Annotated in this window: 8 protein-coding genes; 4 read left to right on the forward strand and 4 right to left on the reverse strand. The window is 37.6% G+C overall.

Features of this window, described 5'->3' with window-relative positions; all coding sequences use genetic code 11:
- The 4 genes from ACFSR5_RS18230 to ACFSR5_RS18245 form a co-directional block, all read left to right on the forward strand.
- Window positions 1–409, forward strand: a 409-nt coding sequence (locus tag ACFSR5_RS18230) for a group II intron maturase-specific domain-containing protein (protein ID WP_380905905.1), incomplete at its 5' end; no start/stop codon positions are given.
- A gap of 142 nt (window positions 410–551) precedes the next feature.
- A complete protein-coding gene (locus ACFSR5_RS18235) occupies window positions 552–1,205 on the forward strand; it encodes a hypothetical protein (protein WP_380905906.1) in 654 nt (217 codons plus the stop codon).
- Window positions 1,206–1,216: 11 nt separating this feature from the next.
- On the forward strand, window positions 1,217–2,353 hold the full coding sequence (locus ACFSR5_RS18240) for a cytochrome-c peroxidase (protein ID WP_380905907.1): 1,137 nt from the start codon (window positions 1,217–1,219) through the stop codon (window positions 2,351–2,353).
- Window positions 2,354–3,043: 690 nt separating this feature from the next.
- Window positions 3,044–3,469: a nuclear transport factor 2 family protein gene (locus tag ACFSR5_RS18245; protein ID WP_380905908.1), complete on the forward strand. Its 426-nt coding sequence runs from the start codon at window positions 3,044–3,046 to the stop codon at window positions 3,467–3,469.
- A gap of 343 nt (window positions 3,470–3,812) precedes the next feature.
- On the opposite strand, the gene ACFSR5_RS18250 is transcribed toward ACFSR5_RS18245, so the two are convergent.
- From ACFSR5_RS18250 to ACFSR5_RS18265, 4 genes are all read right to left on the reverse strand, one after another.
- Window positions 3,813–7,748 (reverse strand): hypothetical protein, encoded by a 3,936-nt coding sequence (locus ACFSR5_RS18250; RefSeq protein ID WP_380905909.1) that lies wholly within the window; start codon window positions 7,746–7,748, stop codon window positions 3,813–3,815.
- Window positions 7,738–8,697, reverse strand: a complete 960-nt coding sequence (locus tag ACFSR5_RS18255) for an SIR2 family protein (protein WP_380905910.1) — start codon at window positions 8,695–8,697, stop codon at window positions 7,738–7,740. The genes ACFSR5_RS18250 and ACFSR5_RS18255 overlap by 11 nt, the downstream gene beginning before the upstream one ends.
- An 18-nt stretch (window positions 8,698–8,715) precedes the next feature.
- The gene (locus tag ACFSR5_RS18260; RefSeq protein WP_380905911.1) at window positions 8,716–8,856 is read right to left on the reverse strand and encodes a hypothetical protein; all 141 of its coding nucleotides are present in this window, start codon (window positions 8,854–8,856) and stop codon (window positions 8,716–8,718) included.
- A 701-nt stretch (window positions 8,857–9,557) separates the two neighbouring features.
- Window positions 9,558–13,664, reverse strand: coding sequence for a hypothetical protein (locus ACFSR5_RS18265; RefSeq protein WP_380905912.1), 4,107 nt, complete (start codon window positions 13,662–13,664; stop codon window positions 9,558–9,560).
- Window positions 13,665–13,767 lie beyond the last annotated feature (103 nt).

The following is a 13,767-nucleotide window of genomic DNA, read 5'->3' on the forward strand; positions in this document are numbered from 1 at the left end:
GGACTTCCTGGGTTACACCTTCAAGCCACGCGAAGCGCAGAATAGCAAGCGAAAGGAGACGTTCACGAACTTCCTGCCTGCGGTGAGCCAGAAGGCGATGACCGCGATGAACGGGAAGATGAAGGGGTGGAGCATACTCCGGTGCAGTGATGCCACGCTACAGGACATAGCAGGGCAAATCAACCCTATCCTTCAAGGATGGATCAACTACTACGGTAGATTTTACAGAACGAAACTTAGGAACTTTATGCACATCGTAAACGTAAAGCTCGCCAAATGGGCGAGAAGCAAGTACAAGCACCTGCGTTCAAGCGAAATGAAGGCGATAAGGTGGCTTCACGGCATCAGCCGTGCAAATCCGGGATTGTTGTCACACTGGAGGTTAAATGCAGTCCCAACGGTTAATTAACAAAAGGTTAGATAATAAGAGCCGTGTAAACGGAGACGTTTACGCACGGTTCTGTGAGAATCTCGGGCTGAAATGCCCGGGTTTACTTGACAATCACACGTTTATTCAAAATTTATCTTAAAATATAATTAAAAACAACATCATGAACATTAAAAGTACCTTTTTAGCACTTATCGTTTTATTTTTAACTTCTTGCGGTAAGGACGCCATCGAACCTATTGTCGAACCAGAGCCAGAACCGGAACCAATTGAAGAAACAGCGGATCCGGCAGTCATCGCCTATTTTCATGAGAATACCGCTTACTTTCAGCCCTATGTGTATCGTTTTGATGAGGAAACACAAACATGGGGAAAACGTATTGCTTCCCATTTTTCGACTGTTTCCGAAGACTCGCATAGCTATTTGGGCTTTACCAATCCTTATGTTGAAGACAGTGGTGTCAACCTGTTCCAAATGGTAACGTTGTATACCGAGCATATTGGAACCAACAACATTAAAACAGCCGGTATTAATGTGGAAAAACTCTTATCGTTTATACCGGATGAATCCTCGAAAACATTAGCGGATGCACCGGAAATACACTTGAAAGGAAAGGTTAATGTATTTGCACAACAGGTGAAAATAAGAAAAGCCGGATTGGAAGACTTCTTTGAAATCGGCATCAGCGGTGAAGGAACATACGATTTGGAGACGGGCATCATGGACTTAAATATACATTTTGACGAAACGGCTATCGGAGGACCCGAAAAGGTAACGCGTCAATATAAAATTAGTAAAACGGCACTTACGCTTTAAGTTTTGCAAGAATGAAGAAAACAGCAGTTTTTTTTATTTTGGGTAGCTTCCTCTTTTTGGTCAGTTTTATACAACAGGAAGAGGAAGCTCTTGATATAGCCCTATTACGTAAACTATATTCGTCGGATCTTTCTAAATGGCCTAAACCACATATAGACGATGCGGTGAAGTCTGGATTTATAGATATTGGCGTTTTACCAAAGGCACCCTATCCAACGTACAACCCCTATTCCAAAGAAAAGGAAATGCTGGGTAAATTATTGTTTTTTGATCCCAGACTATCCGCTTCTAAGCAGATTTCCTGTTCGAGTTGCCATGACCCACAACTGGGGTTTGGAGACGGTAAAAGTTTGGCGCATGGCCACGGCAGGCGTGTCGGAAAGCGCAATGCCATGACTTTATACAATGTAGGACACTATACGTCATTTATGTGGGATGGACGTGCCACAACATTGGAAGATCAGATACTATTACCCGTGCAGGACTCCGTAGAGATGCACACCGATATCCCTACGATGGTGGCACATATAAAAGAAATCGATGGTTACAGACCTTACTTTATGGATGCGTTTGGAAGTGAGGACGTTACCGTTCAACGTATCCAATATGCCATAGCTACTTTCGAACGGGGAATCAACAGCTATCCCAGCAAATTTGACCGGTTCATTAGCGGGAATGAAACCGCGCTTAATGATACGGAGCTGCTTGGTATGCACCTCTTCCGCACAAAAGCAAGATGTATCAACTGCCACAACACACCATTATTCTCCGATAATAAGTTTCATAACGATGGTCAGACATTGTATGGCACGCGTCAGGAAGATTTTGGCCACTATCATCTGTCGGGCAGACAGGAGGACATCGGCGCATTTCGAACACCTTCACTTCGCGATGTTGCGCTCACCGGACCGTGGATGCACCATGGCAACTTTCCAACGCTGCGTGATGTGGTCGAATTATATAAGTTAGGAAATCCCGCTCCCATACAGCGTCGTGTACAAGTGGATGAAAACACCAGACCCATCCATTCGCCATTGTTAAAGAAGCTCAACTTATCACGGGATGAAGTGGATGCTGTTATCTCTTTTTTACAAGCACTGAGTTCTCCGGTACAACGTCGGATAGCAGAACCCATGTTGCCAGAGTAGCCTGCCTTATAGCCTATTGTGGTAAACAATCCCAATACGCTGGGGATACAGAACTAGAGCGTGATATATTAAAAAAAGCCATAGCCATCTTCTCCAGGGGAGCGGCAGACTAAGAATGTTAAAAATTGTAAAAAATTATAGCGATTTATTCAATGGCATATTATTTGGTTGTATGTTTAGTATTCATAATTTAGGTTAATAATTGGTTAGTTAGTAAAAAATCCTGAAGCTCCCCGCTTCAGGATTTTTTTGTTAATACTCCCTTATGGGTATATATGCAATGGTGATATTTTCCATTATTCCTAGCTCTAGCTTTGGCATTTTCGCTTTTTAAAAATGATCAAGAAATCCGTCATTGGTGCTTCATTATCTTCCTTTTGTTCAAAGATGACATGTTTTTGTCCGCTATCGAACAGCTAAAATAACGCTTAAAAACATAAAAACCTCACAATCCATCACTTACGCTTTTTGGCAAAGCTGTTGCATCCTTCTTTACAGATGGCAAGCGGCCAGTAGTGTGGTTAAGCTCTTCGGTAAATATTTCACCGACCAAAGCTCCGCATTTACCGAGAAACAGCTGCAACCCATCTAATAGGTATTCATCAGCAGGCATCAGCGCTGTACTTTTGAGGTATCAATTAGGAAATAATAAATTATACATATTAAAAAGACATTAAAAATAGCACTACCATGAAAAAGACATTAACAACCATCGCAGCAGCCATCATCATGATCAGCTCATTCTCTTCTTTCGCCGCGGAGAAAACCAATCCGTTAAAGAATGTAGAATCAGCAAAGGTTATAGGTACCTATCTGGAAGCAACTACGCTTGGCAGCATCGAACTGAACAAGTTCCTTTTTGCGGATGATTTCCAGTACAGCAACAGTGCAAACGATGACACATTCAACAAGCGCGAATACACCGCTTTCCTAAAAGCACACAAAGGTGTAAACTTTGACTGTAAGACTAGCTATGAGATCTTGGATCAAAGTGGAAAGGCTTGTATGGCAAAAGCAATGATGGCATTTGAGAAGTTTACGCGTGTGGATTACATCACGTTGAGTCAGGATCAGGATGGTTGGAAAGTGAGCAAGGTAGTGACTACTTACCCATAATAGCATAAAAAACCCCAAGAATAAATAAGTTTTTTTTCCTATATAGCTTATCTTCAGCAAATTATAAGCAATAAAAAAAGAGGTATACCAGAATTAGGACTGGATTTTACCTCTTTCGCAACTTTGGTAGCGGACAGGGGAGATTCTTTGAAAATCTAACAAGATTTTTAGAGGTTCTAGGAAAGATTCTTGATGAAAACCCAACCATCAAAAATGAGCATAAATCCTTGCCCACCAAAAAGAAAGGGAGATTGGGGCTATAACATAGAAAGATGATCCTACTTTGTTTAGGTAATGGGGGGGGGCAAAATCATGTGATTTTGTTCGCTAAAATTGTTCAGTTTTATTTAAATACCTCATCAAGCTTCCAAAGCAATTCAAGAGCGTCTATCCATCCTGAATTAACATGGATCTCAAGAATAGAAAGCAAGTCTTGAAAGGCATCGTCCTGTAAAAGAAGTTCCCTATGGTCGGCAAGCAGTTTTTCCGTTAAGGATACTATTTCCCTGATAGCATAACTGTCAAATGTATAACCTACCTGCATCGAATAGCGGGTAATAGCTGCCACCATTGACAAAATTTCTTTTGCATCGTAGCCGATTACGGAATTAAGCGTCTGCACGAGATAGTGTGCTGTACGTGCAAGCATTATCCCTTTGTCGCCAACCTGTGATGAGTAGTAAAGTATCTGTTTGATTAATGGTTTGGTTATAAAATAGAGATCTTTTCTATTGTTCTCATTTGCAGGTGATTTTTGATTTTTTGAGATACGCTGGTTTGATTCAAGAGCAAAATGTATTCTCATAATGATCTCGTCAAATGTCTTTAGTGCACTTTCAACTTCGGGTTGATGTACACTGAAATCTTTTGCGGACGTTAATTGAACTCCAGCTTGTTCTATGTAATTCTCAACTACTTGTAGTTTAGCGTTTATTGCTGGAATACTCTCAACAAATATTTCACGTCGCTCATAAGTCTTTATTTGTTTAAACAAACGGAAAATAACCGAATTGGAAAAAGCACTGTATCTATATCCGTCGGTAAGTGTGTCGAATGCTATTGTCATTTCGGGATAGTTGAGAAACCACAATAAAACCTCAGCATAAGCATCTACAAATGGATTTTGTTGCTCAAAAAAGTTTGTCTTTCGGTTAGCCAGTTTAACTACTTCAATTCCATCTTCAACTATTCGTCCTTTTTTGAAGTATAATGCTGAAAAAAGTGCGGCGTAGTTAAATGGTTCACTTTCGTCCTCCAAACAGTTAAATAATAACTCTCTGTAAGTATCAAAATGTTTATCGAATAAATACTGAAGATTTTTAATAGCATTGTATCGGACAACTGAATTTTGATCAGTTACTGCGGACTTATAGAGTTCTAAAAACTCCGTGTCCTCATCATGTACATAAATCAAAGGCAAAGCTTCCGTTGCCTCAATCCTCGGTGTTGGGGAGTATCCATGTGCCGGCGAGCTATCCTGTTGTTGCTCATCGTATTTGCTCACATAGCTAAAGGCATAGCTAATCACCTTTTTTAGTAAATCAAGATCCTTTTTCGGTAGTTCAGAAATATCACGTGCCGAAATTGCCGCTGTCTTAGCAATTGAATTGAGCAATGTATATTTCAGTTCTTCAGGCAAATCGTCTTTTTTCTCAAGTTTTGTCCACAAATCAAACGCAACGTCCAAATGCGGTTTGGCCTCTCGATAAGTGGGTGTTGAATTGAGGAATAGGTTGGTAAATGCATCTAAATAATTTATTGACTTAGTTAATTCAGCGATTTCAGAATCGCCAACGTTAACTCCTAAATCTTTTAGCCTTTCCTCGGTTGTATATGGGGTTACTGAAAAGGAAGATTCAACAGGTCTTTTATTTGCAATCGTCTCTCTCGTTGCCATAAAATCCTTAGCACGATCCGTTTGAAGAGATTCTGGTTTGAGAATAGATAAAGCGGCCTGAATACCATATTCCCTTTCAATCGGATAAGCCTCGAAGATCACGTCCTCTATTTCATGCATTTGCTCCGAAGTGAGATCTGAATTTACTTTTTCAAGAAATGCCCGAACTTCATAGGAAACCTCGGAAGATGAGAAAAACCTAGGTACTTTAATGAGTGGAAATATCACGTCAAACATCGCCAATGGATGTTGAGCTGCCAAATCCATCAACAATTTCCATAGAAAACCAACCTTTGCATTTTCAATGTAGGTTTTTACAAGGCTATCAGCCTGTTTCTTTTGGTCTTCAGTATAAAGCTCACTAATGTACTTGGTGATGTGTTCGCCTATTTGTTCTGTCTTATCCTGAAATTGTCGATCAGACCAGATTGATGAGTAATCAGGATAAAAGGTGCAAGTAATTCCCTGATAATCAAAAGTGAAGCCATTTTCAAACTCAGAGTGCCCCCGTTTTCCAGATACCTGATTATTAACAATCTCAATTCCCGTCACAATCGCCAATTCTGGCGAAGATGACAAGAAATTGGGAAAAAATTGTTCCAAACGGAAATAACACATTTCGAAGTCCTGGCGGCGGTTACTGATAAAATTCATCACTACAGATGCGTTCATCTGTGTTTTCTCATCACTTGTTTCTTGGTAACCAAAAATCAATTTATAAACCTCACTTACTAATTGAGGATCTTGGTCCACGAAATATTGTATATCATCAGCTAAACTCGAAAAGTAGTTAATCTCAAAACCTCTTTCGTTAATGATTGGAAAAATACTCCTTAGTGCCTCTCTAGACTGAACCGGGTTCGTTGAAAAGGTCCTTGAAACAAGTTCCACTGCTCGTGAAGAACCAATTCTATCTAAAAATACTCTCGCTTCTGTGTTCCTATTCTGTAAAATGTAAAACAAAAGATTACGTGCGCTATCTCCGCAAATGGATAATAAATCGTTCTGAACATCCTTAATAGCCCGTTCTAAAAGGAAAGCGAACTCAAATAAATAGGGTAATTGGAGATCTTTTGAAAGCAAACTAAGCAAAAATACATCTTGGGATAAGGTCCTTTTTCTAATGAACCTGATTGATTGAAGAATATTACGGATACTTTCATTTCCTTTGTCACTTCCATTTAAATCAAGGATAACACGAAGCTCATCTATGTCAGTAAATTGCGATGCGATAGTACTGTTTATAATTAATCGTACAAAAAGCTGGATTTCCTTTTGTTGATTATCGATAAGTTGTTGATATAAATTCCAGAAAATTCCCTTGTCATCGTACCATACCGAGGTGAAAAAATAAACAAAGCTTGGTCTTAAAAAGAACGCTCGGGAATAATCCTGAGAAATAAAATCAGTTAATGATTTGTAATTATGATCGATACAGAGCCTGCTCACAGCATAATCAAAAAAGATGTTGTGAGCGTAGGCAATCCTTGTGTTTTTGAAGGAAACCTCGTCTATAATAAGTTCGCTTCGTAAATATTCAAAGATCTTGAATTGTGATTGTTCACCCTGCTGTAATAGATCTGCCTTAGGAATAGAAAGTGTTTTACTCTCAACAAGTTTATTTGTAAACCAAAGTAGGAACTGTTGCGTTAAAAGTGCTGATTCCGTGTCATCTACCTTACGTTGCCAGAAAAAATCAAGTAGCTGTGTTTCCGATTTATAACGTTTAATATCTTCAAGATTATCATTCGTATAGTCGGCTAAAATTGTTTCAAGTACTTTTAGGAAAAAAGGAACGTGTAAGATTTCTTTTAGTTCAGACGTACTTTCTAAATAGAACCCATACAAATTTGGAAAAGCTGAGGCATCTTTAATTTCATTTTCCTTTAATTTGCCGATCGTTAGCATCCTGGCAGAGGAATAACCACCGCCAGAACTCGATGGGCTAAATAACTTCATCAAATCAGCTGACTTTTTCGCATCATAAGTACGTGCGCTGACAATGAGATGCCATTTGTCTCTTAACAACGCTTTTGCTTTTCTTATTTGCGTTAGAAACCCTCTCCGTTTGCCCTCGTCTCTAGCGGCGTCGAAAGCATCAAATATTAAGACTGCTTTGTTTTCATTTCGTAGTTCGATATTGCTCAACGTTTCAATCCAATTCCCCTCAATGCCTAACTCCGCTGCAATAGCATCATCGGAACTGTCGTAAGCATTATCTATTTTTATGATAAAGCAAAGGATGTCGTTGTCAACCAAAACATCTTTGAGTTGGCGTAAAAGATAACTTTTACCGATACCCGGAATGCCAACCACCAAGCCGTTGCCGTCAAGAGCAAATTGATATAATTCGTTCAGTAGCTCTTGTCTCTTAATCTTCATCGGTGTATTGTTTTTTACTTATAGAGAATAATTTATCTGTCAATGCCTTATCGCCTGCTGGTATAGCCTCTGCGACTTCTGTCACTTTTGGAGGTGTCTCGACAGTTTCCTGACTATTGTTTACGACATTTTCAAGTTCTGCAATAAATTGCCCTAATCCAGGATATTTCCCTTCTTCGTCCTGGAAGAAGAAGGTCTGAATGCCGTATTCACGTTTTAGGTGGTGTGCATGCTCAATAGAGCGTTGTAGATTTGAAGGGGTTACCCTTAATACCAAAAAGTGAGTTTCCGCATTATAAGTGCTAAGGTCATCCTTTACAAAATCCAACATCTTAATAAAGTACGGATCATTCATACTGAACCCGATGAAAACAATACGACGGGTCGCCAGGAGTGACCATAGCAGCTTTCTGCGAAGTGGCCACTCATATCCGTATTTTACCAGTAAATCAGTTATTCTCTCTTGCGACATTCCCCCCTTTTGAAGTTGGTCAAACAGGGTGCCGTCATTTTCCCCCAATTGAAATCCGTACTTCGAAGAATATTCTTTACCTCCAAGTACAATGCTATCATTACTATCGTAGATACCGTGAAGATGGGCTATAAACTTTCTCGAAAACTTATTAAAATTTAACGACTGTAGAAAGTCAAGTATCTTGCTTTTTGTTGTACCTTCAAAATGCAGTGAGCTATGTGGTTGCTTTGTGACTATAGTTAATGCGTGTTCAAGTACAATATCATAATTTGTAGTCGTGATAGCTTTGAATGGAAGGCGGCAAAGCGTTTCATGAAATGGGTAATGTGTTTGCTCGCGAGGTTTGAAAGTATCGTATATAAAGTTGTAATATCGATCATCTCCCAAACATTCTTTAACCTTATCGGCAAATGGCAGAAACTCCTCTTTATTAGCTGCAAAATTGGGATCAATCTCAAGAGCGTAGGCTTCCATTTTATCTACAAACTCACCCTATGCAGGAAATAATCCACCAGAACATCCAGCTCCAATCATCGCAATGGCATCTCCCGATTGAATTAATTCAACGAGATTTTTAAAGGCTATATCGTTAGCAGCCAGTTCATCGCCAGTAAATGTTGTTTTCTCGTTCAATTTACTTTAGGTTGTTTATTTAGCTAACTTATGGAAAAAGATACACATTTTTTATCTGACTAACAAAAATTAGCTTTGACTGAAGAAGATATTTCGGACTTTACAAACGAACTAGCAGAACAACTGGCAATATATTTTATCTAGAGGCATGAGAGAAATATTGCACCGAAATAGAACATCGTTTTGACTCCGTGCACCTTGTTCAAATTCTTCAACATCTTTTCCCGCCTGTCGGGACAATTTTCGAACCATTTTCTGCATGATTTGAAAAAATTGACGATTAGAAATACAGGTTGAATTATGGAGGATATTTTGCAAATTAATGTTTTACAGCCAATCTTCTTTAGTTTTTATATATCTCTTGTCGAAGAATCCAAGATTAGGTTATCTTAAGAAGTGTTCTCTGACTGAGGTACCTGTTCTTGTCAAGACAAGTATCAGAAGTATCCATTGCTATTTCAATTTTAATCGTTACAAAACATTTAATATTATCCTAAATTCCATACAACGTTTATAATACAATTTTTATCGTTTTTTAGTCTTTAATGGAAGCGTCAAGAATAAGGTTACTTAGTGGAAGCATAGAAAAATACAAAGGAAGGGATTGAGATTTTGAATACTGTCCATATATGTTGAACTTTAATTGGATAAAAATGATATATGAGATCTAGCTCTAAAGGAATTGATTCTACACATTTTAGTTAGTTGTTTGAATAGTAATCGTTGTGTACTAAAAAAGATCTGTATCTGGAATTTTCCTTGGTCACTATCCAAATTCTACAATTTTGCCAGTGCGCATTATTTTCTTCAATTATAGGCTGATTCATTGTGCTTCTAAATTCTTTACAGATCCAAACGGGTTTTAATTTCGCTGCTGCCAACGAGGTTTCCATACAATACTTATCAGCCAATAACATTTTTTGAAAATTACTGTTATCTTCATGTGTTGCGAAATTAATCACTTTTATAGTCCCCTTTTTGTCATAATAAGACGTTTTGTCAGTTGCAGTAATATCTAACATTTGTCTCAATTTAGCAGACGGAATATTGTGGTATATGTCTCCTTTTGATAAAGAGTTCTCTGATACTTTTGTAACTGTTGGATGTGCTTGAATGAATGTGTCTACATCGTCTACTAAATTGATCTCATTTTGATATTCCTTAATGTTGTCTCTCCAAACAACATCTATCAACGAGTTGTAAACGTGTCCACTAATTCCAGCTTTAAATTCCTGAGTGTCTAATTTAAAATCTTTTACATTGTTAGACAGCAAAGCATTTAGCTCGATATAATTGCCTTCAACTAACAGTAGACAATTGATATCTAACCAGGCTCGACCAATGTTATTTGGGTCCGATAACGCTAGATATGAATTTAGTATGAACCATTTATCTCTAACTTTACTTGCGTCTTCACTCAATAAATTTAGTTTGTAAGGGAATAACCATTTTTCGAAGTGGTATTTGGGCGCTTTGGCTGTCCACTGTTTAATGTCCTCTTTAACTTTTTCTGCCGAGGTAATTATTATTGGCGCTATATCTTCAGGTACAAACCATTTTATTGAATCTCTACTTAGGTATTCTATTTTAATTAGTTCCTCATACGCAGGATTATTTATGTGTAGTATTTGGTTGTAATCATCTAGCATTCTTTTCTTTTGGTATTCAATATATGGCAAACGATCAGCCAAATATCCTTGTATATAGTGAACCGCTAAGAAAGTGTACTTCTCTTCGAATGTCATAAATTGACCATTGCCTACATCTCCGTATCCGCTTCCTTTGTTCCAACCAAGATCTTTTAAGAATTCTATTGCTACTCTTGTAAAGAATTCTTTCGGAGAGATATTCGAAACATTATGTTGGTTTAGTAAAATGTTCATTGCCTGACATACATGACCATCCTCGTAATCAACAAAATTCTTATAAGCTTCTTCAATAGTATTCCAATAGAGATCGTGTTGAATAGGGTAAATACCGTCCATCAAAATACGGTCTTTTGTAGAAAGGACCAGCAGCTCTGTATGGTTTGCTGAGTAGGGAGGAATAGAGGAATCGAGTGTTTCTTTGCTGCATAAACCAAGTTTATATGTCTTTTCAATTAAACAGCGACATGAGTGTCGAACTAAGGAATTATTCAACTTAATGATTTGATCCGGATGGAAGATATTGTCTTGAATCCAATCTATTAGTTTACTGGTATGGGGAGTATCAGTACTTATTAAGGAGGATAGTCCATAGATAACAGTAGCCAAACCTTCCCGAATTTGGTCGTCGTTACACTCGAAAAACAACTTATTCAAAAGATGTACAAAATCTTTTAAATCCTTCAACGCCCATGTTGTGAGTTCATTTTTTATCTTTTCTCTAATCGGATTAGAAACAGTACTTAGTGCCCAGGCGTACAGAAGGGGTTCTTGATTAAATTTCGAGAGATAATATAAAGTACGGTATTCGAAGCAAAAGGACAGGTGGGAATGGCCTTCAATTTCATGTTTATCTGGCCCAGACCAAAACAAGTCTCTTTCGTAAGTGTTGGAAAACTCTAACAATGTAGGATGAACGAGATTTTCAATTACATTTATATCTTCCCTACTGCTATTTGGAAAAACAAAATGTTCAATAAAACGATCGCGGTCATTTAAAAATATCCGTTTCAAATACGACTCATATTTGTCAATAAGGGCTTTCGGAGCAAGTGAAAAAACTTTGAATTGCATTTGCAGTATTTCCCATCCTGAAAAATTTGATGTCCAAAGATTATCTCTACCAATGAGCATACCATAGTCAGTTGCTAATGCCAAGGCAACTAATTCTTTCACATAACCATATTTTTCATGAAGTAAGATGAGAGGAATCTCGAGGAATTTGTTATCGAAAATATCCTTTGCAAACTTTTGAGCTAATAGAAAATCAAAATACGATTGAATGCCGGTTTCGTAAAACTCATTTGTAATTGCATCGTCTTCATCACTATATGAGTGACAAATTAGGAAGCCGTTATCAGTAAGAAGATCTAGTAAAAGACCTATCTCCTTTTTATTTAACACTTCCCCAAGGTCATTATATAGCGAGTTTCTTAACTTATTTTTGTTAATCTTGCTTTCAATCATAAAATATCTGCTGATATGATGAAGGCTATTATTAACAATTCTCTCATTTTTGCCTATGTTTTCATTTAGTTTTTTAAAGAATTCCGTTTCTAATCGTTGGATTTTATGCTCAAGGAGTTTCTTTGAGCTGTTAAAAACGGGGTTTTTAAAAACTTTTGACAGATCTTTCCCTGCATATTCTTCGCAAAACAATCTTACCGATAGACCATTTTCAAATGAGTTTATTATCCACGGTGTATTGGTATATTTTATTTTAAAGTGGTCAAGATAACCGAATGTAATGACACTATCTCCTGAATAAATATCTTTTCTATAAATCTTATTATCATCACTAGGTAAAGAAAAGGGGTTCTGATTTTCGGAAGGATAATTTCTACATGTAAATACAAAACGAATATCGGGGAAAAGCTCGAGCCAAACTTTTGTTTCGTTTATTAAATCTTTCCATTTTTCCGGGTTGGGGGACTCATCTATCCCATCAATACATATCAGGAATTTAACGCTATTATTCAGATATTTATTCCTTTTCTTGCTTGCTAATGCAACAGATTTCGTCCTTGCGAGTGAAGTTAATGCGGACAAGATTTGGATGTCACTCCAATCTGAACAAGCCTGCATACTATCTGCAAGTATGCTTTTCCAACTTAAATTAAAGCAATCTTTTGCTCTTATTAATAAAGCTGGCTGGTCAAGACTTAACCTTTTCTCAACCTCGAAGGCCATTGCATGTGTCTTTCCGGAACCAACAGGACCTAAAATAATATAATTGTGAGGTTCCAAAAACTTTCGAATATCATTTATGTATTGTGATAAATGAGCCTGATGGAGACTTAATAATATATTTTTAAGTCGGCGATGTGTATCCTTAAGTATATTTGGAACCTTAGCTTGTGAAAGCTTATTGTATACGGGATATAAATTAACTTCTTCGATTTCGTAAGTGTCGAAAAAGCAATTATGTTTGACTTCCTCTTTGAGTTTTTCATATGCACTCCGAAACGTTAAAAGATTTTCGGATACTTTTTTTAAATCATCATTCAGGCTTGTATCAATTTTATTTTTTCGACAATACTCTTTAATAAGTAAAATGGCTTTTTTCAAATCGCCAATCATTTCTTGTATTGAATTAGCTTGCTTTTGCAAATAGGTTTCAGAAATCAAAGTTTCATGTATCACTTTTGAAATATCCCCCTGATTGTGAAGGTCTGGGAAATATCTATCTGAAAGCCACCCTGCCTTAGCGACTTTTAACCGTATTTGCAATGTTTCAATTGATAATTCTTCTTTTTCAAACCATAGCTTAATTAATCCTTCATTTTCCGCATGCCTTAGTTCTGTAATCAGTCTGCTTCGTTTCCAAATTTGGATTTTTAAATCTGTGAACTCTGTTTCTATATCGTTTACTAATGTGGATAATCTTTGTTCTTCTGTGTCTGGATTGATTAAACCTCCCTTTCCCTTTTTCTTTGATTGAGTGTCTCGGGGAATACAGATAATGTATTCGCTTAATTCTGGCCGTATCTCTTTTGCTGTTCTTATTGATTTTTCAGTCTGCTTTATTTGACTACCATTGATTGATGATAGAAACCATTTAGCTTGCAATCCTATAATATTACCATTCTCTCTAGCCGCATATGCTTCGACACCCCCATCTCCTCCAGCTCCGTTGACTAGTATCCGCCCTACCAAGTACATATTTTCTGAGCGATGTATAATGGGGAGCTTTGCTAAATGAGCAAAGAAGAAAAAAGAATGCAGATGTTTGCCATGATAGCAGACTGGCAACAAAGCGGTATGA

Origin of the sequence: Sphingobacterium suaedae, assembly GCF_042684625.1 — a bacterium.
In the GTDB taxonomy this organism is placed as follows: Bacteria; Bacteroidota; Bacteroidia; order Sphingobacteriales; family Sphingobacteriaceae; genus Sphingobacterium; species Sphingobacterium suaedae.